Origin of the sequence: Sphingobacterium zeae, from assembly GCF_030818895.1 — a bacterium.
In the GTDB taxonomy this organism is placed as follows: Bacteria; Bacteroidota; Bacteroidia; order Sphingobacteriales; family Sphingobacteriaceae; genus Sphingobacterium; species Sphingobacterium zeae.
On record NZ_JAUTBA010000001.1, the window covers coordinates 2,289,423 to 2,314,573 of the forward strand.

At 38.8% G+C, this 25,151-nt stretch carries 21 protein-coding genes; 9 read left to right on the forward strand and 12 right to left on the reverse strand.

The window, feature by feature from the left end:
- Positions 1-15: 15 nt before the first annotated feature.
- The gene (locus QE382_RS09385) at positions 16-729 is read right to left on the reverse strand and encodes a DUF4397 domain-containing protein (protein ID WP_307185663.1); all 714 of its coding nucleotides are present in this window, start codon (positions 727-729) and stop codon (positions 16-18) included.
- Positions 730-1,044: 315 nt separating this feature from the next.
- Between QE382_RS09385 and QE382_RS09390 the strand changes: the two genes are divergently transcribed.
- Complete coding sequence (locus tag QE382_RS09390; RefSeq protein ID WP_307185664.1) at positions 1,045-1,416, forward strand: YkvA family protein; 372 nt, start codon at positions 1,045-1,047, stop codon at positions 1,414-1,416.
- A gap of 52 nt (positions 1,417-1,468) precedes the next feature.
- Here QE382_RS09390 and purH read toward each other — a convergent pair whose 3' ends face one another.
- The 6 genes from purH to QE382_RS09420 all read right to left on the reverse strand — a co-directional run bounded on the left by purH (position 1,469) and on the right by QE382_RS09420 (position 8,432).
- Positions 1,469-2,995: a bifunctional phosphoribosylaminoimidazolecarboxamide formyltransferase/IMP cyclohydrolase gene (gene purH, locus QE382_RS09395; protein WP_307185665.1), complete on the reverse strand. Its 1,527-nt coding sequence runs from the start codon at positions 2,993-2,995 to the stop codon at positions 1,469-1,471.
- Between the two features lie 108 nt (positions 2,996-3,103).
- Positions 3,104-3,742, reverse strand: a complete 639-nt coding sequence (locus QE382_RS09400; RefSeq protein ID WP_293954692.1) for a uridine kinase family protein — start codon at positions 3,740-3,742, stop codon at positions 3,104-3,106.
- 32 nt (positions 3,743-3,774) lie between these two features.
- Positions 3,775-4,698 carry a LysM peptidoglycan-binding domain-containing protein gene (locus QE382_RS09405; RefSeq protein WP_307185666.1) on the reverse strand — a complete coding sequence of 308 codons (924 nt, stop codon included), beginning with the start codon at positions 4,696-4,698 and terminating at the stop codon, positions 3,775-3,777.
- 11 nt (positions 4,699-4,709) lie between these two features.
- Complete coding sequence (locus QE382_RS09410; protein ID WP_307185667.1) at positions 4,710-5,465, reverse strand: hypothetical protein; 756 nt, start codon at positions 5,463-5,465, stop codon at positions 4,710-4,712.
- Between the two features lie 122 nt (positions 5,466-5,587).
- Positions 5,588-7,180, reverse strand: a complete 1,593-nt coding sequence (locus tag QE382_RS09415) for a hypothetical protein (protein ID WP_307185668.1) — start codon at positions 7,178-7,180, stop codon at positions 5,588-5,590.
- A gap of 73 nt (positions 7,181-7,253) precedes the next feature.
- The gene (locus tag QE382_RS09420) at positions 7,254-8,432 is read right to left on the reverse strand and encodes a hypothetical protein (protein ID WP_307185669.1); all 1,179 of its coding nucleotides are present in this window, start codon (positions 8,430-8,432) and stop codon (positions 7,254-7,256) included.
- Positions 8,433-8,609: 177 nt separating this feature from the next.
- Here QE382_RS09420 and proS point away from each other — a divergent pair, with 177 nt between their 5' ends.
- The 3 genes from proS (at position 8,610) to agaR (ending at position 11,875) form a co-directional block, all read left to right on the forward strand.
- The gene (gene proS / locus QE382_RS09425; protein ID WP_307185671.1) at positions 8,610-10,082 is read left to right on the forward strand and encodes a proline--tRNA ligase; all 1,473 of its coding nucleotides are present in this window, start codon (positions 8,610-8,612) and stop codon (positions 10,080-10,082) included.
- A gap of 11 nt (positions 10,083-10,093) precedes the next feature.
- The gene (locus QE382_RS09430) at positions 10,094-10,882 is read left to right on the forward strand and encodes a Rossmann-fold NAD(P)-binding domain-containing protein (protein WP_307185672.1); all 789 of its coding nucleotides are present in this window, start codon (positions 10,094-10,096) and stop codon (positions 10,880-10,882) included.
- 231 nt (positions 10,883-11,113) lie between these two features.
- On the forward strand, positions 11,114-11,875 hold the full coding sequence (gene agaR / locus QE382_RS09435) for a transcriptional repressor AgaR (RefSeq protein WP_307185673.1): 762 nt from the start codon (positions 11,114-11,116) through the stop codon (positions 11,873-11,875).
- A gap of 94 nt (positions 11,876-11,969) precedes the next feature.
- Here agaR and QE382_RS09440 read toward each other — a convergent pair whose 3' ends face one another.
- The 3 genes from QE382_RS09440 to rpoN form a co-directional block, all read right to left on the reverse strand.
- Entirely contained in the window at positions 11,970-13,046 is a 1,077-nt protein-coding gene (locus QE382_RS09440; protein WP_307185674.1) for an agmatine deiminase family protein, read from the reverse strand.
- Positions 13,047-13,134: 88 nt separating this feature from the next.
- Positions 13,135-14,010: a carbon-nitrogen hydrolase gene (locus QE382_RS09445; RefSeq protein WP_307185675.1), complete on the reverse strand. Its 876-nt coding sequence runs from the start codon at positions 14,008-14,010 to the stop codon at positions 13,135-13,137.
- A gap of 81 nt (positions 14,011-14,091) precedes the next feature.
- Positions 14,092-15,558 (reverse strand): RNA polymerase factor sigma-54, encoded by a 1,467-nt coding sequence (gene rpoN / locus QE382_RS09450; protein ID WP_293954711.1) that lies wholly within the window; start codon positions 15,556-15,558, stop codon positions 14,092-14,094.
- A 448-nt stretch (positions 15,559-16,006) separates the two neighbouring features.
- On the opposite strand from rpoN, the gene QE382_RS09455 reads away from it, so the two are divergent.
- Complete coding sequence (locus QE382_RS09455; protein ID WP_307185676.1) at positions 16,007-18,268, forward strand: transglycosylase domain-containing protein; 2,262 nt, start codon at positions 16,007-16,009, stop codon at positions 18,266-18,268.
- A 99-nt stretch (positions 18,269-18,367) separates the two neighbouring features.
- Here the strand turns inward: QE382_RS09455 and QE382_RS09460 are convergent, their stop codons facing one another.
- Positions 18,368-18,691 (reverse strand): GIY-YIG nuclease family protein, encoded by a 324-nt coding sequence (locus tag QE382_RS09460; RefSeq protein WP_307185677.1) that lies wholly within the window; start codon positions 18,689-18,691, stop codon positions 18,368-18,370.
- Positions 18,692-18,793: 102 nt separating this feature from the next.
- Here QE382_RS09460 and QE382_RS09465 point away from each other — a divergent pair, with 102 nt between their 5' ends.
- The 4 genes from QE382_RS09465 (at position 18,794) to infB (ending at position 24,667) form a co-directional block, all read left to right on the forward strand.
- On the forward strand, positions 18,794-19,570 hold the full coding sequence (locus QE382_RS09465) for an XRE family transcriptional regulator (protein WP_307185678.1): 777 nt from the start codon (positions 18,794-18,796) through the stop codon (positions 19,568-19,570).
- Between the two features lie 135 nt (positions 19,571-19,705).
- Positions 19,706-20,170, forward strand: a complete 465-nt coding sequence (rimP, locus tag QE382_RS09470; RefSeq protein ID WP_307185679.1) for a ribosome assembly cofactor RimP — start codon at positions 19,706-19,708, stop codon at positions 20,168-20,170.
- Between the two features lie 5 nt (positions 20,171-20,175).
- Positions 20,176-21,417, forward strand: coding sequence for a transcription termination factor NusA (gene nusA / locus QE382_RS09475; RefSeq protein WP_046675481.1), 1,242 nt, complete (start codon positions 20,176-20,178; stop codon positions 21,415-21,417).
- A 103-nt stretch (positions 21,418-21,520) separates the two neighbouring features.
- Entirely contained in the window at positions 21,521-24,667 is a 3,147-nt protein-coding gene (gene infB / locus QE382_RS09480) for a translation initiation factor IF-2 (RefSeq protein ID WP_307185680.1), read from the forward strand.
- A 67-nt stretch (positions 24,668-24,734) separates the two neighbouring features.
- On the opposite strand, the gene gloA2 is transcribed toward infB, so the two are convergent.
- On the reverse strand, positions 24,735-25,127 hold the full coding sequence (gene gloA2 / locus QE382_RS09485; protein WP_307185681.1) for an SMU1112c/YaeR family gloxylase I-like metalloprotein: 393 nt from the start codon (positions 25,125-25,127) through the stop codon (positions 24,735-24,737).
- Positions 25,128-25,151 lie beyond the last annotated feature (24 nt).

Below are 25,151 nucleotides of genomic sequence, written 5' to 3' on the forward strand. Positions count from 1 at the left end.
ATAGATATGGGTATTTTAATTCGCTGCTTGAGCTACTAAACCAATGTATAATGGTTTGTTTTCATCATTTGCCTTACCGATAAGTATTAAAGAATAATAATAGCCTCCAGCCAATTTAATTTCGCTCCGGGTCGCGATTGTTTTCCCTGCTTTATCACGTGCTGTTACAGTAAATGTTCCACTTTTTTGCGCAATAAATCCCTGATGCGCGTTTGCCGAGTTCTGTGTTTCTTTAGCTCTATTTGTCCATTCTGAAGGGGAGGTCTCACTGCCGATCTGAAGGGTTACCTGATCTGTTCCCTCCGCGAGATTAAAGAAGCGTAAACCGGATTCGGTGTTTTTAATTTCCTTGTTGATTCTGTCGGTCGTGATTATCTGTACCGGTTTTGATTTTGTTCCAAATAGAAAGGATGTATATATCGTACTGTCTTTTACAGTAATTGTTGTATCAGTCAAGATACTGTTATATTCGGAGGAAACAGCTATTTTTCGAGCTCCGGTGAATAGTCCAACGATTGGCCTATAGCTTTTAAATTCCATAGGATAATTGGGGTTTTGTAAAGCCCCGCCATCCGCATAATAGACGACAGCATTAGCGTCGCTGTAACCATTAACCATGGTAAAGAGCGCCATAGGAATTTTTTGGTCATCATTATCTTTCAGACAGCTTGAAAGTAAGAATGTCGCTAGAACAAGGGAGATAAAATTGAATAATCTATAGTTTTTCATAACTGTGTAACATTAAATCTTTTGTTGTATAAAACACATTGCGCTTGTGTTGTCTATTATACGCACATTAAAGATAGTTTGCTACAGCTAGCTATAAAAATAATAAATTTTTGTGTAGCTGTCATTTAATCCAGCGTGCTTTGGCTATTCCGAGTGTAAAATAGCTCGTATTGCTTGATAGTAAATCTTTGCCGTATCATATCTTCACCGTAGTGCAAATAATTTGGTTGTCCTGATCTGGTGATCCTGATTGAGCGTGAGTCAGCTGAAATATAGGGATTTGGATTATTAATCTAGTAATCCTAATTTTGGGGTATGAACAGTAGAATCAAGAAGATTGCAACAGGTCTGTTTGAGCGCTTTAGACAACGTAAAATTACGGAGACGGAGTTATCACAGGCGGAATCTAAGGCAAAAAACTTAGGTAGCTATGTTGGCGAATTTAAATTACTGATCGCGATGTGTAAAGACGCAATCACAGGTAAGTTTAAGATGAACAACTGGAATCTATCCATCATCATCGGAACGATCATTTATGTGATTTCTCCGATAGATGCCATCCCTGATTTTATTGCTGTTGGCGGCTGGATAGATGATGTAGCTATTGTAGCTTATGCCATCCGTAAACTGTCGGAGGAGATAGAACGTTATAAGCTCGAAAGATTGAACGTTGAAATAAACAATTAATAAAAAAGCAACTTTGTACAAAGTTGCTTTTTTATTAATTGTTGAAGTCTGCTTAGTGCTTAAAGTGTCTAACTCCCGTTGTCACCATTGAAATTCCTTTTTCATTGGCCATATCTATCGACAACTGATCCTTGATTGAACCACCGGGTTGCAATACGGTTGCAATACCTGCTTCCGACGCGATTTCAACGCAATCAGGGAAAGGAAAGAAAGCATCTGATGCCATTGCACAGCCTTTGAGATCAAAACCGAAAGAAACCGCTTTCTCGATAGCTTGTCTTAATGCGTCTACACGGGATGTTTGACCTACTCCTGACGCTAATAAAGTGCCATTTTTGGCAAACACGATTGTATTTGACTTGGTATGTTTAACGATTTTGTTCGCAAAGTATAGGTCTTGAAGTTGTTCGTCAGTAGGTTCTACTTTCGTTACAGTAACCATTTGCGCTGCATTTTCAATTGTTTTGTCTTTATCTTGTAGAATAACACCGTTCAACAATGTTTTGAACTGTTGACTAGGTAATGTAACCTCTTTACGAACAAGAATAATTCTATTCTTTTTCGCGGTAAGTATAGCGATAGCTTCCTCAGAATAAGAAGGTGCGATCAATACTTCAAAGAATAATTTATTAATTTCTTCAGCTGTTGAAGCATCTACCTGACCGTTTGTTATTAAAACTCCACCAAACGCTGAAACAGGATCACAAGCCAATGCATCTAACCAGGCTTGTTTTATCGTTGGTCTGGAGGCAACTCCACACGCATTTGTGTGTTTTAGAATCGCAAATGTAGGTTCTGTAAACTCATCGATTAAATCTACCGCCGCATCAATGTCAACAAGATTATTATAAGATAACTCTTTGCCGCTTAATTTATCAAACATGTTATCTAAATCGCCAAAGAAGACGCCTTTTTGGTGAGGATTTTCACCATAGCGCAATACTTGGGCTTTTTGTTCAGATTGTTTAAAAACTTGAATTGGGTTTTCTTGATTGAAGTAGTTGAAGATTGCTGTATCGTAATGCGACGATGTATTAAATGCGCGTTTGGCAAATTCTTTACGTTGTTCTAGCGAAGTACTACCATCTTGATTTGCTAGTATTTCTTCCAATGTTTGATAATCATTTTTGGAAGAGATAATTACAACATCGTTAAAGTTCTTAGCCGCTGCACGGATCAGAGAAATTCCACCGATATCAATTTTTTCGATAATATCTTGTTCGGATGCACCAGAACCAACTGTTTCTTCAAACGGGTACAAATCCACAATAACCAAATCGATCTCAGGTATCTCATATTGGGCAAGCTGCTGTTGATCAGACGCAAGGGGGCGGCGAGCCAAAATACCTCCAAACACTTTTGGATGCAAAGTTTTTACACGACCACCTAGAATAGAAGGATAGCTCGTGAGGTCTTCAACTGGAACAACATCTATACCTAAATCTTTGATAAAGGTTTCTGTTCCGCCAGTGGAATAGAAGGTAACACCGTATTTGTTTAATAATTCAACTAAAGGAGCTAGGCCGTCTTTATAATAGACTGAAACCAAAGCATTTTTAATCTTTACAGGATGGTTCATTATGATGGATTTGTTTCGTGGCGCAAAGATAGGTATTTAAAATCTTGATATCAATAAATCTACTTTAAAATAAAGGAGAATCTATTTGATAGCTTCTCCTTCGTAATTTTATACCAAATTGAGCTTTAACTTTAGCTCTTCAGAAATTTGATTGGTGATCTCCCATATTGGTTCTGGCTCATCGGTATTATTGAATATTACCTGATCGCAAGTATCTTGATAGGGTAATAGATACTCGTTGTAAGATGGAAGTACATGGTTCACCCATTTGTACATCACATCGTCTTCAAAGTAGCCCCTTTCAACCAAATCGCGGTGTAGGCGTCGTCTCAATGCAATATCTTGATCGGCACTTAAAAATATCTTATGATTGATTAAATCATTAATTTCTGTGTAATAGAAAATGAATAAGCCTTCGATAATTAAAATCGGAGCCGGTTTAATCTCTAGAATTTTTGGTGTTAAGGCAGGATTGTTAAAGGTATACTCTTCCTTATGGATTGTCTCACCATTAAAAAGTGCTTTGATATCTTTATAAAAAGCTTGTCTGTCGATTGATGTTGGAATATCGAAGTTATAGAGCCTATTTTCCTCCTGAGTTTTGGTATTGGCAGGGATGTAATAATCATCTTGGGAAATTAAGGTGACCTCACTAGGCTTGAAATGTTTTAAAAAACTATTTAAGAAAAAAGTCTTTCCAGAGCCACTACTACCGGCAATTCCTAGGACATACGGTTTGTTATTCATTTGTATTGTGCTGTAAAAGCTATTTGATTGTGTTAATTTTCTAGCGGTAATCCATACGCAATTTCCACCTGGAAGCGTTTATCTAATGCTCCTATACTTGCGGCAGCTGATTTTGACAACACGACAATTGCATTTTGGTTCTCGGCATTATCATTAAATTTGCCCACTACTTTTGCGTATGTAACACTTTTCGTCATCGGGTTGGTAATTTTTAGAATGGTACCTACTGGAGCCGACTTGTGTAGCGCAAGGTTACTGGTGCCCTGAGATGAAAGTCCATCAATCCACACACCAATACCACGTTCTGATTTCTCACGGATTCCATAACGGTTTGTTGAAATTTGATTTTCTTCTTTGTTATCATCGTCTGTGGAGTCGGGGCTTACAATTTCGATTCCTTTAGGCTCTACTAATTTTGGTCTTTCCGGTGGGAGCGGTTGATTGGGGATCATGAGTTTCATTCCACCGCTAATGATATTATTTTTTATATTGTTCGCTTTTTTGATATCTTCAACAGAGATACTAAACCTTTTGGATATCGCGTAAAGTGTTTCTTTTTCACCAACAATGTATTCCGTAAAACCCTCTTGCTGCTGCGGATTACGCGGATTTAGCGCTGCCGGATTGCTACGGTCGTTAGTAATGACAGGTTTCGCTTTTCGACCGGTCGGAATCTTAACGATCTGACCAAGATTTAGCGTACCATTACCATTTATTTGAGTCAATTGTCCTACCGTTGTTTTATACTTCTTACTTAGCTGGTAGTAATTGTCTCCTTTTTCAATTTTGAATAGTATAAATTCTTCACCATTAATCACCTCATTTCCGATTGAATCGGGAATAGAATAAGTAGATAAAGATGTTGAATTTTTCGCTTCAACGTGTTGAATAGCTACTACCACGATGGATAGCATAGCTATCTTTTTATATGTCTTTAATTCGAATAAAACTTTCATATATTTTGCAATTATACTAAATACGAAACAAACTCCCGTTTATTATCTGTCAAAAGGAATATTTGTCTGTGAATAAGAAAATAAATGTTGAAGAGCTTTAATTCCAGTCCCGAAACCGCAAGGATAGACTCTATCAACATTTCTCTTGTCGATTGAACTAACCTGATTTGATAGCGATTATTTTTTTGTTTTTCATAGAAAGCCCAAATAAAGTAGTCATTCACGCTATTTATCCAGATATCACCATCAATAGGGAAGTCCTTCAAAAATAGGGGTATTTCACCATTATAGATAATTGGATAGACAAGTTGACTGCTATAAGGTTTAATGGTAATCAAATTTTTGCTTTCAATTGACATCGACTGGATATTCAAAAATAATTCAAGACCCTGCACTACTGTTTTGGGCCTAATAATCAATCCTTGATCAACAAGATTGATGAAAACATAATTAAACCAAGTTTCTTGATACTGTGGGTTGAAGCAATCGATTATCTGTATCCCTGCATCGATAGGTGAATTATTAGAAATCTTCTTTAGTATTAATTTTTTGCATTGAATTCCACCAAGTACCCATTCTCTGGTGATTGCCTTGAAGTCTTGCAGGACATAAGTTCCTTCAAAAGTGATGACGTTGAAATAGGGGAAGGTATCTTCTGGATTTCTTGTTTCTATGGCGATCAATTTATTTTTTGCATCAATTTCTACGCGCCAAATTGGGTATGTAAAAATGAGATTGAAAGCTTTTGAAATTTCCTGATTTGTCATGTGATTTAAATCCAAGGGAACAAACTTAGATAAAGTATGAGTTAAATGCAAAAATAATAGCTAACGGACGTGTCAAAAAAAAAGTCCAGACAACGCTGGACTTTCTTGAAGACAAATATATCTTAAAATTTTGAACCAATTGTTAGTATAACATTTGTTCGTTGGTTTTTTATATCTGCAGCGGGGCTTGCAGCGTTCCAATAGTTTTCGTCGATAGTATAAGGGCTTTCTTTGTAATTGATGGCATTGTAAGCTCCTGTCAAGTCAATATACATGCCACGGCCTAGTTTTGCACCGATGCCCAGCGATGCCGTATAATTTGTATAGTCTGAATTTTTATAAGGGTTACCACTATAGTTGAATCCAGCTCTTCCACTGAAGACATTATCAAACAAAACTTCACCACCGATCCTGGCATTAAATGCGCCTTGATATGTATCTTTGATGTTTTGATTCATGTCTTTTTCTAACGTTTTGCTGTAGTTACCTACATCTCTAAAACGCATAGCAGCATAATCCACCCACTCCACATCTGCGGTTATTAATCCTCTTGAAAAAATTTGGCTTGCACCCACAGCTAATTTATAAGGTGTATTCATATTGTACTCCAGGTAACTATGTCCTGCGTCATCGCTGGTTCGGTACTCTTTAAATGACTTATCTTCATTAGGCCTGAAATAACGAAATTCTGCATTACTATAAGATTCATCCCTGATGCTCATAAATGTTGGCGATTTCGCCGTGAATCCCATGCTGAAAGTAGGCGTGAACTTGTATATGACCCCAAGTTTAAAATCAACTCCAGTACCATCCGTTGCTTGCGCATAATCGTCATACAATTCATAATCTTTATCCAACATCTGATTCTTACTGACGTTCTTTGGATCTAAAAATTGAGAATCTGGATTACTTTTGGCCAAATTTTCGGCGGTTATTGTTTGACCATATTCAGTAAACCAACTTGAGTTGTCATAACTAAATGCTGTAAACCCTAGAGCAGCTCCCAGATATAGCCTGTTGCTATAGTTTGCACCAAACGACAGAACAGATTCGGATTTGCTTCCCTTTTCTAAGATGGAATTGACTTGATTAAAGCCATTCTTTCCATCGTAAGTTCCGCCAACCGTAATCGGTATATATGATCCAGCTTTTTTAGGATCTACGTCGAATAATAATGAATTACCATAAACTTCCTGTCCCCAGCCATTCATACCATTAGGTGACGATAGCCGATCGGAATAGGCATCCGTAATCGAGCTTGTGTTATTAACACCATTATATTGCAATAGATTGTTGTAGATATTGTTGCGGTTATAGGCAATACCCACATTGAAATTTAACCAGCCTCTTTCTAAATTTCCACCATTTCGATAGGTTGGAAGGTGAAAAACAATACCCGCATTATCGAGATTGAAATTATTCTTACTGCTGCTTGAATTTTGACCAAAATAGTCGGTTTTATTTTTGTAGTTAAGGTATCTGGCTGTTACTGAAACGTCAGATTGATTAAAGTACCCCAAACCCGCTGGGTTACCTGTAATCGAACTTATATCTCCACCTAATGCGGTAGATGCATTTCCCATGGCTTTAAAACGAGCTGTTCCCCCATTGTCCCCTTGGGAGAATAAAAGTACATCTTTCGTATATTGCGCTTGAGTAGTCCCTGCTGCACCTAAAACGAATGCAGTTCCAAAAAGTAATTTTTTGATTGTCATATGCTGAAATATCATCAATAATAAAGTAGTAGCACACAACAAAGTGTATGCTACTATTCAAAATGCCATTTAACTAGCGAGTACGTCCTCCGCTTGATCTTGAGCTACCTCCTCCAGAGAAACCTCCACCCGAAGATCTTGAGCTTCCGCCTCCAGAAAAGCCTCCACTAGAGCGGGATGAACCACTATCATAACTTCTAGTCGGTGGTGTATATGAAGGTCGTGATGTCGAGCTTGGGTTGCTTGAACGTGTGTCCATAGACCGACTCATTGGACGTGATACTTCACCAGAACTGTTTCGTGTTCTCGAACCATTATTATAGTAACCATTTGTGCTTCTAGTACTATTTTGATAAGAACCATTCACTCTGTCCGATGTTCTTGAGCGTGCGCCATCTGAGTAAGCTCTGTTTGAAATACCATTTGACGTTCTTGTTCGGCCTCCTGTTCTATCAAAGGAAGAGCTGCGTGTTACGGAACCGTCAGAAGTTCTTGACCTGTTGGAAACAGAAGTAATACGGCCTCTAGAATCACGAGCTACCCCAGTACGATCGTAAGCGCCAGAATTTCTAGCTACGCTGTTGCGGTCATATCCTCCCGAAGTGCGGGATCTTGAAGATGAACTACGCGTGTTGTAGTTGTCCCTATAAACTGATCTACTGGAAGCATAACGTGGTCTTGAGTTGCCCCAGTAACCACCACCCCAGTAACCATTTCCGTACCAACCAGATCCCCAGTAGCCTCCGCCGTACCAGCCACCCCAAGGTCTGTAACCACCATACCATGGCGATCCCCATCCCCAGCTCGATCCCCATCCGACACCAATTGACCAAGAAGAACCCCATCCAGAGTTCCATCCCCATCCCATTCCGAATGATGGACCGTATCCGTACCATCCTCCAAATCCATAACCATACCATGGATCAAAAAATGGGTCGAAGTAGGTCATACCTGGACTAGCGTAATAAAAACGGTTGATCCGATTGGCATATTCCAGATCTTCATAAGAATCACTATTGTAATCCTGATCAGAATATTCATCCTCATAGTAGCCGCCTTGTGCCTGTCCGTTTTGTTCGGATTGATCTGCGTCTGTGTAATAATAATCTGGGCTTTGGTAAACCTTTTGTCTCGCCTGCCCATTATTGCCGTAGACATCGTCGCCATAAATTTGCCTACTTGTACCGCAGGAACCTAAAATGAAAGCTCCTGTTATGGCAAGTGCTCCGATAAATAATCTATTTTTTTTCATAATATCCTAAATCGTTATTTTCGATTATACAGCCTTATTTACTATCTTAGACGCAAATTTCTCGAGGTGGTTTAATCGAAGTAATCAAAAATACAAATATTTTTTTTGAACGCTTTTCGCATTGGAATTACAGACGGGATTTAAGGTAATAATGTTACAATAATTTATCAATCACATATGAGTAAAGGAATAACAAGTCGTGCAGAAGATTATTCGCAATGGTATAATGAGCTTGTAATTAAAGCTGATCTGGCTGAAAATTCAGCTGTACGAGGATGTATGGTGATCAAACCATACGGATATGCTATCTGGGAAAGAATGCAGGCAATCTTAGACAAAAGATTTAAAGAGACTGGTCATAGCAATGCTTATTTCCCTTTATTCATTCCCAAATCATTTTTCTCCAAAGAAGCAGCGCATGTGGAAGGATTTGCGACAGAGTGCGCGGTCGTAACCCATTACAGGTTAAAAAATGACGGTACAGGTAAGATTGTCGTGGATGAGGAGGCGAAATTGGAGGAAGAGTTGATCGTGCGTCCAACTTCAGAAACGATTATATGGAATACTTATCGCGGATGGATCGAATCGTATCGTGATCTCCCTATTTTAGTCAATCAATGGGCAAATGTGGTGCGTTGGGAAATGCGAACACGTCTTTTCTTACGTACAGCTGAGTTTCTATGGCAGGAGGGGCATACTGCACATGCCACAAAAGAGGAAGCTATTGCGGAAACAGAACGTATGCTTGATGTATATGCCGAATTTGCAGAAAAGATTTTAGCTGTGCCCGTAGTCCGTGGAAGGAAAACAGAAAACGAGCGTTTTGCGGGGGCATTGGATACCTATTGTATTGAGGCATTGATGCAAGATGGTAAAGCATTGCAAGCAGGGACATCCCATTTTCTTGGCCAAAACTTTGCCAAGGCATTTGATGTGAAATTTACGTCTAAAGAAGGTAAGTTAGAACATGTATGGGCAACTTCGTGGGGGGTTTCCACCCGACTCATGGGCGCATTGATTATGGCTCATTCCGACGATCAAGGATTGGTATTGCCACCGAAATTGGCCCCGATTCAGGTTGTGATTGTTCCGATTTTTAAGACTGAGGAAGAAAAGGCGCAAATTGATGTATTTGTGAATCAGTTAACAACTGAACTGCGGCTGAAAGATATTTCGGTAAAATATGATGATCGCGATACACAGCGTCCGGGTTTTAAATTTGCTGAATGGGAATTAAAGGGAGTACCTGTTCGCGTCGCTGTCGGTGCAAGAGATATGCAAAATGGTACAGTAGAATTGGCCCGTCGTGATACACAAACGAAAGAAACTGTTGCTCAAGAGGGTCTAGCCAGTACGATTAGTTCGTTATTGGATACAATACAAGAAAATATCTATCAAAAAGCGTTGAATTTCAGAACTTCTCATTATACGGAAGTAAATTCTTATGAAGAATTTAAAGAAGTACTGGAAGGTAAAGGTGGATTTATATCCTGTCACTGGGATGGAACAACAGAAACGGAGAAGCGGGTAAAAGAAGAGACTAAAGCAACAATTCGTTGTATTCCTTTGGAAGCAAAGGAAGAGCAAGGGGTCTGTATATTTACCGGCAAACCTTCCAGTAGGCGTGTGCTTTTTGCTAAAGCTTATTAATGTTTTGCAATATGAGGATACTCATTTTAGGATGTGGTTGGCTTGGAGAGTCTTTTGCGGTCTACATGAAGCATCAAGGCCATGAGGTCTGGGCAAGCACAACAACAGATGAAAAATACCGTCGGCTAAACGCTGAGGGTATTTTTTCGTTTATGCTTGATTTTGATGGAGAAAGCTTTCCGGAAAAGGCTGGTATACCCAATCAATTTGACTTCGTGTTAAATAGTATACCAGCAAGTCAGAAAAATAGCGTAGAAATGCTAGATAACAGATTTTCTAATATCAAGCAATTTTTTAGCCGGATTAGTTGGCAAGCGCATGTGTTTTTAAGTTCTACTGGAATTTATCCGGCTAAAGATGTGGTGTTTGATGAATCTTTTACGAATAGGGCTGAGCTTGCACCGAAGCTCTTGATGGCTGAAGAGTATATGTTGAAATTGGCCAATACCATTGTTTATCGTTTAGGAGGCCTATTTGGTAAGAATCGTGTCTTTGCAAAATATTTCTCTGAGCGTATCTGTACCACTGGAGAGCAGCCTGCTAATTTTGTTCATATTGACGATGTGGTCGCTCTGCTGGAAGCGACTACTAACCGCACACTTAAACATGCCGTTTATAATGTTGTTGCTCCCTTACATCCTAAGAAAAAAGATGTCATTCTTGCTTCTGCAAAAAAATATGGTTATGCTTTGCCTCTCGCGTTCGAAGCAGCTGAAACGACTCAGAAAATAGTGAGCGGGGAATTGCTGCAAGAAGAGCTGGACTATCAATTTGTTTTGCCTGACCCATTGCAGTTTTAGTCTGATTTGTATTTTTTAAAATTAAAAAAATGATTGTCTGAGTGAAGAAAATTAAATAAATTAATTAATTTAATGTTAGTCCTTGCAAGGTAAATTCAGTTACGTTAAATTCACCTAAAAGGTCCTATACGCTGAAATTTGTGATAGCCACGGATCATTTCGGACATCAGGATTTCCTTTAAACAAACCAAGTAATAGATTTATTATTTTAACAGCTTATTATATAAAGCCATGACAAATGTAGAGAGACATCAATATATCTTAAAACAATTAAAAGAAGTCGGCGTAGTTCAAGTAATTGATCTGTGTGAAGAATTGGGAGTTTCTTCTGTAACTATTCGGAAGGATTTGACTTTGTTGGAAGATAGTGGATTGTTGTTTAGAACGCATGGCGGGGCGACACAATATAATCCGTATACCACTGACCGTACTGTATTCGAAAAAGAGAAACTTCGTTCGGATGATAAAAGCAGGATTGGAAAGAAAGCAGCTGAAATGATCGAGGAAAACGACTCTATCATTATAGCTTCTGGCACGACGATGCAGTCGCTTGCCAAGCAGATTGTTCCAAAAGGCAATATCACTGTAGTAACTTCGGCATTGAATGTTGCTATGGAGTTAATAAAATATCCTTCTGTTGAAATTATGCAGCTGGGAGGGACGCTTCGCAAAACATCTACTTCGGTAACAGGGAAATATGCGGAAAATTTGTTAAAAGATTTTTATTGCAGCAAATTGTTTTTGGGAGTTGATGGTATCGATTTGGAATATGGTGTGTCAACTTCAAGCGCTCAGGAAGCACAGTTAAATCGGATTATGATTGATACTGCTCAAAAAGTAGTGGTGCTTGCAGATTCTTCTAAATTTGGCCGGCGAAGCTTTGGGAGAATTTGTGGTTTTGAAAAAATTGATATGTTAATTACAGATAATAAGGTTAATGCAAGCTTTGTAGAATCATTGGAAAAAGCTGGTGTAAACGTGATTGTTGTTTAATACGAATTGAGTTCATGACCATTCTGATTGTTAATTAAAATTCCCCCAATAACTGAATGACTTTATGGGGGAATTTCTATTTTGGATAGTTCGTTTAAATAATCGCTGGTTCCTGCTGGCTCAGGCAGTGGAAACTTCCCAGTCCCCAAATGATGTCGACCGAATTTATTCCAATGACTTTACGTTTAGGAAAGCAGCTTTGGATGATGTCCAATGCTTTTTGGTCGTTTATGTCGTTGAAGACTGGCACAACAACAACATTGTTGGCAATGTAGAAATTAGCATAAGAAGCGGGTAATCTGGTACCATCATAAATAACAGGGGCAGGCATTGGGAGCTCAATGATATGCAGAGATTCTCCATTTAAGAGTTTAAATGAACGGAGCATTTCCAGGTTTTCCTGAAGAATCTGGTAATTCTCATCTGAAGGATCTTCTTCCACAACAGTTAGTACTGTATTTTCATTGACAAAGCGTGTAATATCATCAATGTGGCCATCCGTATCGTCTCCTACTATACCATCACCAAGCCATAACACTTGTTCCTGACCGTAAAATTCTTTTAAATAGATTTCTATTTGTTCTTTCGTTAAGTGCGGATTTCGGTTTTTATTCAATAGGCACGCCGTTGTTGTCATAATTGTTCCTGCACCATTAAATTCAACCGATCCTCCCTCCATGACGATGTCAGGGGTAAATAAAGGAAGATCCAATTTTTGGGCAATGCGAGTTGGAACGATGTCGTCAAGTTCAAATGGCGGATATTTACCACCCCACGCGTTATATCCCCAGTCAACAACTGCTTTTTGATTTGTCGACGGATTAATAATAAAAGCAGGGCCATGATCTCTACACCAAGCATCATTGGTCGGATTAAAATAGAATTCGATATTGCTAAAATCTGTCGTCACTTCTTTGAGGGCCTGTATAGCAAAATTTTGCATTTCCTCATTAGCGACGTTAATTCTTACTTTTTGGCTTTCAGATACGACCCTAATAAATTGACAATAAGGTTTGTATATCGTTTCGATTTTTCCGGGCCATGATTCCTCTTTGTGTGGCCAGCTCAGCCATAAGGCCTCTTGCTTAGCCCATTCTGGAGGAAACGAAAACCCTTGTTTTTTTGGGGAATTGTCAAAGTAGGTCTGTGTAAATGTATTTTTCTGTTCCATACTTATTTTAAGGGGATAAAAAAGCCATTTCAGTTCAACTCAGCACAGCTATGTACCTTCGCAACCGAAATGGCAAGTATATGCAATATTAGTCTTCGTCAATAAAACGTTTGGTGATTGGTGCGTATGTCTCAATTCTTCTGTCCCGAAGAAATGGCCAGTGTTTTCTAAAATAATCCGATTCATTTAAGTCCAATTCGACGACTTCAATTTCCTCTTTGTCATGAGAAGCTAGGTAAAGCAATTTCCCCTGACCATTTGTTACGAAACTTCCGCCCCAGAATTTCATGGCACCATTCTGTTCATATCCAACCCGGTTAACAGCTACCACTGGAACGCCGTTAGCAACTGCATGGGAGCGTTGTATGGTTTGCCATGCGTTATATTGATCTTTGTTGGTTTCTTCGTCCTGATCAGTTGCCCATCCGATAGCAGTAGGATAAAATAAAATTTCAGCGCCCATTAAGGCGGTAATCCGAGATGCTTCAGGGTACCATTGATCCCAACAGATTAAAATTCCTATTTTGCCAAATTTTGTTTTGAATACTTTGTAGCCTAGATCACCCGGCGTAAAATAGAATTTTTCATAAAAAGCGGGGTCATCTGGAATATGCATTTTCCGATATTTTCCCAAATATGAGCCATCCGCATCTAATACGGCGGTTGTATTATGGTAAAGTCCTTCGGCTCTTTTTTCAAATAATGAAGCGATAATGACGACTCCAGCTTCCTTGGCGATAGCCGATAGTGCATCGGTGGATGGACCAGGGATGGATTCAGACAATGCGAAATTGTCATAATCTTCTACATCGCAGAAATATAAAGAGGTAAATAGTTCTTGCAGACACACGATTTGCGCACCTTTTGCAGCGGCCTCCTTTACTTTAGCGATAGCTTTTTCGAGATTCTCTTGTTTGCTTGCGGTACAGCTCATCTGTACAACTCCAACTTTTACTTTGCTCATTCTTTAATGCTTATTTAATTCAAGCACAAAGATACTATTCTTAATTTGGATTTGGTCTTTAGGTAAAAACAAAAAGAGCTCTTAGAGCTCTTTTCGTAATCTTGCCACAGGGATATTCAATGCCTCCCGATATTTTGCTACTGTTCGTCGGGCAATATTATAGCCTTTTTCTTTCAGGATCTCAGTAAGCTTTTCATCAGCTAATGGTTTTCTTTTATTTTCTTTTGAAATACACTCCTCCAATATTTTTTTCACTTCCTTATTGGATACCTCTTCCCCAGAATCTGTTTGGATAGCTTCGGAGAAAAATGATTTTAGAAGAAAAGTGCCGAATTCTGTCTGTACATATTTTGAATTTGCAACCCGCGATACTGTCGATATATCCATGTCAATTTTATCCGCAATATCTTTCAATATCATGGGCTTTAGCTTTCGATCATCACCGGTCAGGAAATAATCATATTGGTATTCCATGATCGCGTTCATTGTTTTGAGTAAGGTTTGCTGGCGTTGTTTAATTGCATCAATAAACCATTTTGCTGAATCAAGTTTTTGCTTGACGAATTGTACAGCTTCTTTCATTTTCTTATCTCTTTGATCCGATTTTTCATAATGCTCGAACATGTGCTGGTAATCACGGCTTATACGGAGCTCGGGTGCGTTTCGGCCATTTAAAGTCAAATGTAGAATACCATCATTGTTACTAATATGGAAATCCGGGATAATATGAAGCTGTTTACCAGCCACTGCGCCAGAGTCTCCAGGCTTAGGATTAAGTTTTAGGATCTCATTCACTACATTTTTTAAATCCTCCGATGAAATGCCCAATGATTTTTCTAATTTATCATAATGCTTTTTGGTAAATTCTTCAAGGTAGTTTGCTACTACTTTAATAGCAAGTTTAATGGTGGGATTTTGAGTGTCTTTTTTTTGCAGCTGGATCAAAAGACATTCTTGCAAATCCCGGGCGCCAATTCCGGCCGGCTCAAAATCTTGAATGACTTTCAAGATATCAAGCACTTCATTTTCTTCAGTCATTACGTTTTGGCCAAACGCTAGATCGTCTACAAGATTGATAATAGGACGTCGTAAGTATCCGTCGTCGTCAAGACTGCCAATAATTTGTTGGCCAATTAGAAAATGTTTGTCATCTAAAGCCAACAGGTCTAATTGCTGTTGTAACTGTTCATAAAAGGAATGCTGTATTGCAACAGGCATTTCTTTCCGATCATCGTCATCATCGCCATACTCATAGCCGTTACCATAATCTTTAAAATCGTCCTCCTGAATATAGTCTTCCAAGCTAAAGTCGTCTGAGTCGAATCCCTCTTCATTGTCAAAATTATCATCGGGATCTTTGTCAGGATATTCTTCTATAGGATCGGTCATATTAGTCAAGCTACCATCTTCTAACGCAGGGTTTTCCTCTAATTCTTCCTTGATTCTTGCATCTAATGAAACCGTTGGAACCTGCAATAATTTTATAAATTGTATCTGTTGCGGAGACAATTTCTGTAATAGCTTTTGTTGTAATGTTTGTTTTAACATGCTAATAGTTGACTTTTTTACATCTAAATTTAAACAAATATCATTATTATTTTAAAATAAAATCGATAATAAATAAAAAAGGGGTATAATATTTGTGGAAGACGGCTAAAAATGAGAAATTAGACCTATCGAATTATGCTCGGTTTTCACGTTATTTTGCGCATACCATTTATTGTTAAAAAATGTAAATAGTTGATTACAGCCATTTATTTAGTTGTATATTTAGCCCCTGAAAATAGATAGAAAGGCACGTCAGGCGGGGTTAAAACCTTTTGCTGGTCAGATGTGTTGAATATAAGGTAAATTTCCATTTATGTTTAAACGTATTAAGAATAGAATTCTTCGTTATTTCGTTATAGCAATATACTTTGTCATTATATTGGTTTGTGCTATACAATTGAATTTTATGTGGCTATTCGGTTATTCTCCGACTAAAAAGGATATTGTTATGCCTAGTGTTAATATCTCAACGGAGCTGTATACCGCGGACAGCGTTTTAATCGGCCGGTATTTCGACGAGGATAGAAATCCAATTCCCTTTGACAGTATCCCGAAAACAGTAACGAATGCTTTGATAGCAACCGAGGATGTGCGTTTTTATAGTCATAAGGGTGTTGACTTTTTTGGATTGGGATCGGGAATTTTATCGACCTTAAAAGGAGATAAGCGTGGTGCAAGTACTATTACGCAGCAATTAGCTAAAAATCTTTATCGCACTCGTTATAATAAGTCGGGTGGTTTGTTGACACGTCTTCCTGTTGCCGGATTAGTGGTAACTAAATTTAAGGAGTGGATGACGGCTTACAAACTGGAGCAGCGTTACTCCAAAAACCAGATATTGGAAATGTATTTGAATACTGTATCGTTCAGTAATAACGCGTATGGAATTGAAACCGCTGCAAAACGATATTTTTCAAAAGGAGCGAATCAGTTGACTCAAAACCAAGCGGCTGTTTTGATAGGGATGTTAAAAGGTACCACCTTGTATAATCCAATTCGAAATCCTGAAAATGCATTTGTACGAAAAAATATTGTATTAAGTCAAATGTATAAAAGTGGCTTTTTAAAAAAAGAAGAGTACGATGGTCTGATTAAAGAAAAGATTGTTTTGAATACAAATAGTCAAGATATCAATGCTGGTGGAGACTCTTATCTACGTACCGCTGTAGCGAAGTGGTTGGAGAAATGGTCAGAGGACAATAATTATGACATTTATACCGACGGGCTGAAAATTTATACCACTATAAATTCTAAACTTCAAAAGCATGCTGAGGAAGCGGTTGCCAAGCAAATGGTAGAATTGCAGCAACGTTTAAATAATACTTGGGATGGACAGGAGCCATGGCGCGATTTGTCAGGTAAAGTTATTCCTAATTTCTTGGATAATTTGGCTAAGAAGACCCCTTATTATGCTTTTTTGAGTAAAAAGTACGCCAATACTCCTGATAGTATTTCTTATTTCCTCAACAAGAAGAAGGAGATGGAAGTCTATAACTGGAAAGATGGAGGTAAGATCGAAAGGGAGATGTCTACAATGGACTCTTTGAAATATTATGCGATGATGCTGAATGCGGGGATGATGTCAATGGACCCTTATTCAGGTGAAATTAAAGCATGGGTTGGTGGAATAAATCATCAATATTTTAAGTATGATCACGTGATGCAAGCGAAACGGCAGGCGGGATCTACGTTTAAGCCTTTCGTATACTTGGCAGCCTTAGAATCGGGAATGTCTCCTTGTGATAAAATTACGGATAAGCCTGTTACCATCAAGATTGATAAAGGTGATTCTGTTGAGATATGGGAACCTAAAAATGCTGACTGGAATTTCTCCTACCGTGAAATGTCTTTACGGCATGCGATGGCCCGCTCCATCAATTCAGTTACGGTTCAGTTAACTGATATGGTCACGCCTTCGAAAGTTGTTGATGCGGCTCACCGTTGTGGTATTACAAGTAAATTAAATCCAGTTGCTTCGGTGGGGCTGGGACCTAATGATGTTTCTGTTTTTGAAATGGTGAATGGGTACTCAACAATGATGAACCATGGTGAGCGCGTGACACCTTTACTGGTTTCTAAGATTGAAGATCATGATGGTAACGTGATTGCAACATTCCAGGCAGAACGTAAACAGGTCATTGATAAGCAAGATGCGTGGTTAATGACTTATATGCTCCGTGGTGGGATGGAAGAGCCAGGTGGTACCTCTCAAGGATTGTGGGAGTGGGATTTATTTAAAAAGGAAAATGAAATAGGAGGGAAAACAGGTACTTCTTCTGAATATGTAGATGGCTGGTATATGGGGGTGACAAAAGACCTGGTTACAGGTATTTGGGTAGGGTGTGATGAGCGGAGCATTCACTTTAAGAACTCGCATACGGGCGAAGGTTCTCGTACTGCATTGCCGATTTTCGGAGTTTATCTGGAATCCGTTTATAAAGATAAAAATTTAGGGTACACCATGGGTAAGTTTCCAAGCCCTTCTGTTGAAATTACAAAATCATACAAATGTGAAACACCGCGTTACAGTGATCCGGAACCAGAACAGGTAGATTCTACTCAGTTAGCTTTGCCTACTGATGAAGGATTTATCGGGCCGGAAGAAGAGGGTGGTGAAGAAGGTCAACTTGAACGTAATAATACGGATCAACTTGATCTTAACAATACTGAAGGTGGTGCGGATAGTTTGCAAGTTGAAAAATCATCCTAGTCGGAAGATGATTCTTTTCAAAATTAAATAACTGCTTTTAATATAGTCTTCAAAAATATAAAATTGCCGCCTAGTTTTTATAGTGGTGGCTTTTTTTTGCTAAGCGGCGTAGCTTGCGCCTCTCTTGGCAAAATCTCGGTGTGGCTGCGGGAATAGATTATTCCAGTTCGGATTTGATTTACGGATCAGTCTTTCAATCTGCATGGCTGTAAAATGCTGTAGTTCGTCTATCTTTTTTTTTGCAGCCTCTAAACTTGGGAAAGCTTCCGTATAGATTATTCGATTTAAACTTGGACGTTGATTGAAGATAAGACTGTTGAATTTCTGTAATTTCATTACTGTGGTCATTATATCGGTGCTGAAGCCAATTTCGAAGTGTTTCCGATTGCTGTCTGTCACTATATATAGAATAAAATTGCTCATAATGCTAAATTATTTGGACGTTTAAAATATATTTACTAATTTTATTGGCACAATATTACTAATAAAATTAGTTTTTGCAAAATATTTTTTTGAAAAAATAACATGTCAAATATTTCGTCCAATCTGAAGTTCCTTAGAAAAGGAAAGAAAATTACACAGCAGCAATTTGCTGATATCATGGAAATTAAGCGAGCGTCTGTCGGGGCCTATGAGGAGGATAGGGCTGAGCCCAAATATGAGTTGTTGAAGAAGATTGCGGAATTCTATGGGTTGACTATGGATGAACTGGCAAACGATGTTATTGACGACAAATGGAAGCCAGTTCCGAAAAGTAATGCATCCAATTTGAGGGTGCTAAGTGTTACTGTAGATACAGATAACCGTGAGAATATTGAACTTGTGCCTATAAAGGCTAGTGCTGGGTATTTAAATGGGTATGGTGATCCGGAGTATGTCGCAGAACTGCCTAAGTTTTCACTTCCAATGGTTGGTCAGGGCACATTTCGTGCTTTTGAAATTAAAGGTGACTCAATGTTGCCTTTGCCGTCAGGATCTATTATCGTGGCGGAGTACGTGGAAAACTGGCATGATATTAAGCCTGGAAGTACATACGTAGTTGTGTCGAAGGAAGATGGCGTGGTCTATAAACGTATCGCTTTTAAATTTAAAGAAGATAAAGGTTTGAAGCTCGTTTCTGACAACAAAACATACGAGCCTTATTGGGTTGAGACGGCAGATATCCTTGAAGTATGGAAGGCGAAGGCTTTTATAAGTACACAGCTTCCTGAACCGACGCCTGAGCCGACAATGGAAACGTTGACGAGTATGATGGCACAAATGCAGAAAACGATTAATGCAGTTGTTGACAACTCCAAGTAGTGAAATATTATTAGCATTTTGAGTGATATTTGTTTTTTATTTTATAAAGTGCTATATTTGCATATCTGAAAGGAAGGGGGCTCGTATTGCCCCCTTTTTTTAATTCAATTAAATAGCATTTCTAGAGGAAGAATAATGCAGCATATAGAGAAACGAGTTGTTGAACTCATAGAAGAGAAAATAGCGGATCGCGATGACTTATTCATTGTCAGCGTGAAGATGCATCCAAATAAAATTCTAGAGATTCTTTTGGATGGGGATAAAGGTATTAATATTGACGATTGTGCACAAGTTAGCCGTCATGTGGGGTTTCATCTGGAAGAAGAAAATGTAATTGATAATGCCTATCGTTTGGAGGTTTCCTCACCAGGTATCGATGCTAATTTTGTAAATATACGACAGTATCAAAAGAATATAGGTCGTACGATTCAGGTTAAGTTGATCGATAATACTAAAATTGAAGGTACATTGGTGACGCTGGATGATACGAAGATCAATCTTCTTCAGAAGATTAAAGAAAAAGGTAAAAAAGCGCAAGAGGTAGAAAAAGAACTTCCTTTTGATCAAATAAAAGCAACAAAAGTGGTAATTTCATTTTAATAATAATGAGTAACAGCAACATCAATCTGATAGACTCTTTTCAAGAGTTTAAGGAGTTTAAGAATATCGATAGACCTACTGTTATCACAGTATTGGAAGAGGTTTTTCGTAGTATGATCCGTCGTCGTTTTGGTACGGATGAAAATGTGGATGTTATCGTGAATCCAGATAACGGGGATTTGGAGATTTGGAGGACACGTGTCGTTGTTGAAGATGAATTTTCAGAAGATGATGATCTTGAAATCGAATTAGCTGAAGCTAGAAAACATGACGAAGACTTAGAAGTGGGTGATGATTTTATTGAACAGATCACTTTGGAGAGCTTTGGTCGCCGTGCAATTCTAGCGGCTCGCCAAACGCTTGTGTCGAAAGTTTTGGAATTAGAAAAAGATGAGGTCTTTAAAAAATATAAGGATAGAGAAGGAGAGTTGGTTATTGGTGAAGTGTATCAGATTTGGAAAAAAGAGATCTTGGTACTCGATGAGGATGGTAATGAATTAATTCTTCCGAAGTCTGAACAAATTCCTGCCGATTACTTCAAAAAGGGCGATGGTATACGTGCAGTTGTACATAAAGTTGATATGATGAATAATAATCCAAAGATTATTATTTCGCGTACCGCACCAGCGTTTTTACAACGTTTGTTTGAATTGGAGGTCCCTGAAATTTTTGATGGTTTAATTACGATCAAAAAAATCGTTCGCGAACCTGGAGAGCGAGCGAAAGTTGCTGTTGAATCGTATGACGATCGTATCGATCCGGTAGGAGCCTGTGTGGGTATGAAAGGATCGCGTATTCATGGTATCGTGCGTGAACTGCGTAATGAGAATATCGACGTTATTAATTTTACAACAAACCATTCCTTGTATATCGCTCGTGCTCTGAGTCCCGCCAGGATTAGTTCAATCAAAATTGATGAAGAAAATAAAACCGCAGCGGTTTACCTAAAATCTGATCAAGTTTCGTTGGCAATTGGGCGTGGCGGACACAATATCAAATTGGCAGGAAAATTGACTGGTTATGAAATTGACGTTTATCGTGAGAATGATGAGTTTGATGAGGATGTTGATATCGAAGAGTTCAGCGATGAAATTGAAAGCTGGGTAATCGATGAATTAAAACGTGTTGGTTTGGATTCAGCGAAGTCTGTGCTATCTCTTAGTGAGGAGGAGTTAGTGAGACGTACAGATTTGGAAGAAGATACAATTCGCGAGATCGTACGTATTTTACAAGCTGAATTTGAATAAAATTCAGCTCGTTAATTTTTTTCTATCTAACATTCGGAATAAATTGTTTATGGATGGAAAAAAACATATTTTTGTAATTATATTAAAATAGTTTATATTATAGATGACTGAAGGAAAAGGAACAAACTTGCTTAAAGCAGCAAAGGAACTCAACATCGGGATACATACCGCCGTCGAATGTTTAGTGAAAAAGGGATATGATGTAGAAGCAAAGCCTAACACTAAATTGAACGGAGAGATGTATGGTGTGCTGTTAAAAGAGTTTCAGGGAGACAAATCACTGAAAGATGAAGCTAAACAAATTGTTATTGGCAAAATTCGTCGTGAGGAGTCGCCGTCCACTTCTCCTAAGGAATCATCTAAGAGTGAGGATACCGAAGATCATGATGAATCTAAGGAAATCTTGGTCAAGAATACGGTAGAAATTCCATCTGCTAAAGAAGCTACTCCTGTAAAGGTGGAGGAACCTGCGCACCAAGGTGGTATGAAGGTTGTCGGTAAAATTGATCTTGACGCTTTACGTAGAGGCGGAAATAAGGTGAAGCGGGAAGAACCTGTTAAGGAAGAGCCTAGAAATACCAAAGAAGTATCTGCAGAGATAAAAGCCGAAGTTAAGGCGGAAGAGAAGAAGGACGTCGAAGTGAAAGCGCCTAGTGTTGAAGCAAAAAAAGAAGAACCAAAGGTTGCTGAAAATAAGCAAGAAGCTATAGAGCCCAAAGCGGAGATCAAAAAACCGGAAGTAGATAAAACAGAAGTAAAAGCAACTCCGGTTGTAGAGACAAAAACTGAGCCTGTGAAGGTAGAAGAGAAGAAAAAAGAAGAAACAGCACCCAAAGCTGTACCAGTAACTCCAATAGTGGAGCCTGTAAAAAAACAAGGTGATGATATTTTTTCTGCTCGCGCAGAAAGATTGACAGGTCCTAAAGTGGTTGGTAAAATTGAATTGCCAACAGCGAGACCTTCCCACAAACCGGTGGCTTCATCTTCTAATGCTGGAAATAACAATGAGAAACGTAAGCGTAAGCGTACGAATCCAAATGGTCCAGTTAATCCGAACGCGGGTCAAGGTCATGGTAATAATAATCAAAACCGTGGGCCACGTGATGGTAATAATCCCAACAATCGAGACCAACAAAACACTCGTGGTGGGAATCATGGTAGTAACAATAATCCAAACAATCGTCAAGGGCAAACCGGAAACCAACAAGGTAGACCAGGTCAAGGTGGTGGAAATAACCAACACCCGGGGAGACCAGGTCAAGGTACTCGACCGCAATATGGAAATCGTTTTGACAATAGAGGTAAGGGAAGACCTGTTGAGAATAAGGAAGAACCTACTGAAAAGGAAATCCAAGATCAAATCAAAGCAACACTTGCTCGTCTAAGTGGTGCAGGTAAGTCGGGGAAATTTGCGCAGCGCGCCAAATTGAGAAGACAGAAACGTGATGATGTTGCCCAACATGCAGAAGAAGCTGCAATGGAGCAAGAGATGATGGCTAAAGTATTGCGTGTTACAGAGTTTGTAACTGCAAACGAATTAGCAAACTTGATGGACGTTCAAGTAACTCAGATTATTGCAACTTGTATGAGTTTGGGTATGTTTGTGTCAATTAATCAACGTCTAGATGCTGAAACTTTAGCAATAGTAGCGGATGAATTTGGTTATCAGGTAGAGTTTATCAAACCTGAGGATGAAGAAACTGCTGAGCTTGAAGAGTCTGATACTGAACAAAACTTGATTTCGAGAGCGCCTATTGTAACGGTAATGGGACACGTCGATCATGGTAAAACCTCATTACTGGATTACATTCGTAAGGCAAACGTTACTTCTGGTGAGGCCGGTGGTATCACCCAACATATCGGTGCATACGCGGTGAAATTGGAAGATGATCGTAAAATCACATTTTTGGATACACCTGGTCACGAAGCTTTTACGGCTATGCGTGCTCGCGGTGCCAAAGTTACTGATATTGTTATTATCGTTATTGCAGCCGACGACGCTGTCATGCCACAAACTAAAGAAGCGATCAACCACGCGCAAGCGGCAGGAGTGCCAATCGTATTTGCATTTACGAAAGTGGATAAACCTGGAGCAAATCCTGATAGAATCCGCGAACAGCTTTCTGCGATGAATATCTTGGTTGAAGATTGGGGTGGTAAGTTCCAAGCGCAAGAGATTTCAGCAAAAACGGGAGAAAATGTTGACCTTTTATTAGAGAAAGTTTTATTGGAAGCTGAGATGTTAGATCTAAAGGCTGATCCGAAAAAACGTGCTGTTGGTTCAGTAATTGAAGCAGCTTTGGATAAAGGCCGTGGTATTGTAACAACGGTATTGATACAAAGTGGTACATTACGCGTTGGAGATCCTATATTAGCGGGATCTCATTCCGGTAAAGTTAAAGCGTTGACTAATGAAAGAGGTGAACGTGTGAAAGAGGCGGGACCTTCTGTTCCAGTACAAATATTGGGGATGTCAGGAGCGCCAACAGCAGGGGATAAGCTTTATGTTCTTGAAAGCGAATCTGAAGCTAGAACTGTAGCCAACAAACGTCTTCAGTTACAACGTGAACAAGGCATGCGTGCTACTAAACACATCACTCTAGATGAAATCGGTCGTCGTTTAGCGATCGGTAACTTTAAAGAGCTTAATATTATCGTTAAAGGTGATGTGGATGGTTCTATCGAAGCATTATCAGATTCTTTATTGAAATTGTCTACTGACGAGATTCAAGTTAACATTATTCATAAATCAGTCGGTGCGATCTCTGAATCGGATGTATTGTTAGCTTCTGCTTCTGATGCGATCATCATAGGTTTCCAAGTACGCCCAACTCAAAATGCACGAAAGTTAGCTGAGAACGAGCAAATTGATGTACGTTTATATTCGATCATCTATGATGCGATTGATGAAATTAAGTCTGCGATGGAAGGTATGTTAGCTCCGAAATTTGAAGAGAAAATTGTTGCTGAGGTTGAAATCAGAGAAACCTTCAAAATTTCTAAAGTTGGTACGATTGCGGGATGTATGGTTCGCGAGGGCAAAATTAATAGAAACAATGATATCCGTGTAATTAGAGATGGTGTTGTTATCCATACTGGTAAACTGGCATCTTTGAAGCGTTTCAAAGATGATGTGAAAGAAGTTTCACAGGGTTACGAATGTGGTTTAAATATTGACCGTTTCAATGATATTGAGGTAGGAGATATTGTTGAAGCTTACGAACAAGTTGAAGTGAAACGTAAATTATAATCAGCGAGTTGACATACGCATAAAACAGAAGGCGGCATTGATTAAATAAAATCAATGCCGCTTTCTTTTACGCTTCATATAATTCTATTGGGAGCTGATCAGGATCAAAAAAGAATGTAAAGCGTCTATTTGTTAGCTCATCTATTCTGATCCCTTCGTGTGATATGCCTGCTTTCTCTAGCTTACTTAATTCCGAGTCGAGATCATCTACTTCAAATGCAAGATGCCTTAAACCTGCAGCTTCTGGGAAGCTAAGTCTTTTGTGTGGAGAAGGAAAAGAGAAAAGTTCGATAATATAGTGATCATTTAGTCTGAGATCCAGTTTATATGAATCGCGTTCTTTGCGGTAATATTCTTGCATAATCTCAAGGCCCAGTACGTCGGTATAAAATTCTTTTGAACGCTCATAATTGCTACATATAATGGCAATATGATGTATTTTATTAAGGTTTAATTTCATCTATAGAAATTTATAGCTTTGAGC

Coding starts and splice junctions, on each gene's coding strand:
- QE382_RS09460 (WP_307185677.1), bottom strand. CDS start 18,691: ATGAGCAATTTTATTCTATATATAGTGACAGACAGCAATCGGAAACAC.
- infB (WP_307185680.1), top strand. CDS start 21,521: ATGACTGAAGGAAAAGGAACAAACTTGCTTAAAGCAGCAAAGGAACTC.
- QE382_RS09410 (WP_307185667.1), bottom strand. CDS start 5,465: ATGACAAATCAGGAAATTTCAAAAGCTTTCAATCTCATTTTTACATAC.
- rimP (WP_307185679.1), top strand. CDS start 19,706: ATGCAGCATATAGAGAAACGAGTTGTTGAACTCATAGAAGAGAAAATA.
- QE382_RS09415 (WP_307185668.1), bottom strand. CDS start 7,180: ATGACAATCAAAAAATTACTTTTTGGAACTGCATTCGTTTTAGGTGCA.
- gloA2 (WP_307185681.1), bottom strand. CDS start 25,127: ATGAAATTAAACCTTAATAAAATACATCATATTGCCATTATATGTAGC.
- QE382_RS09385 (WP_307185663.1), bottom strand. CDS start 729: ATGAAAAACTATAGATTATTCAATTTTATCTCCCTTGTTCTAGCGACA.
- QE382_RS09440 (WP_307185674.1), bottom strand. CDS start 13,046: ATGGAACAGAAAAATACATTTACACAGACCTACTTTGACAATTCCCCA.
- QE382_RS09455 (WP_307185676.1), top strand. CDS start 16,007: ATGCCTAGTGTTAATATCTCAACGGAGCTGTATACCGCGGACAGCGTT.
- QE382_RS09400 (WP_293954692.1), bottom strand. CDS start 3,742: ATGAATAACAAACCGTATGTCCTAGGAATTGCCGGTAGTAGTGGCTCT.
- QE382_RS09445 (WP_307185675.1), bottom strand. CDS start 14,010: ATGAGCAAAGTAAAAGTTGGAGTTGTACAGATGAGCTGTACCGCAAGC.
- QE382_RS09405 (WP_307185666.1), bottom strand. CDS start 4,698: ATGAAAGTTTTATTCGAATTAAAGACATATAAAAAGATAGCTATGCTA.
- QE382_RS09430 (WP_307185672.1), top strand. CDS start 10,094: ATGAGGATACTCATTTTAGGATGTGGTTGGCTTGGAGAGTCTTTTGCG.
- proS (WP_307185671.1), top strand. CDS start 8,610: ATGAGTAAAGGAATAACAAGTCGTGCAGAAGATTATTCGCAATGGTAT.
- purH (WP_307185665.1), bottom strand. CDS start 2,995: ATGAACCATCCTGTAAAGATTAAAAATGCTTTGGTTTCAGTCTATTAT.
- agaR (WP_307185673.1), top strand. CDS start 11,114: ATGACAAATGTAGAGAGACATCAATATATCTTAAAACAATTAAAAGAA.
- QE382_RS09465 (WP_307185678.1), top strand. CDS start 18,794: ATGTCAAATATTTCGTCCAATCTGAAGTTCCTTAGAAAAGGAAAGAAA.
- rpoN (WP_293954711.1), bottom strand. CDS start 15,558: ATGTTAAAACAAACATTACAACAAAAGCTATTACAGAAATTGTCTCCG.
- QE382_RS09390 (WP_307185664.1), top strand. CDS start 1,045: ATGAACAGTAGAATCAAGAAGATTGCAACAGGTCTGTTTGAGCGCTTT.
- nusA (WP_046675481.1), top strand. CDS start 20,176: ATGAGTAACAGCAACATCAATCTGATAGACTCTTTTCAAGAGTTTAAG.
- QE382_RS09420 (WP_307185669.1), bottom strand. CDS start 8,432: ATGAAAAAAAATAGATTATTTATCGGAGCACTTGCCATAACAGGAGCT.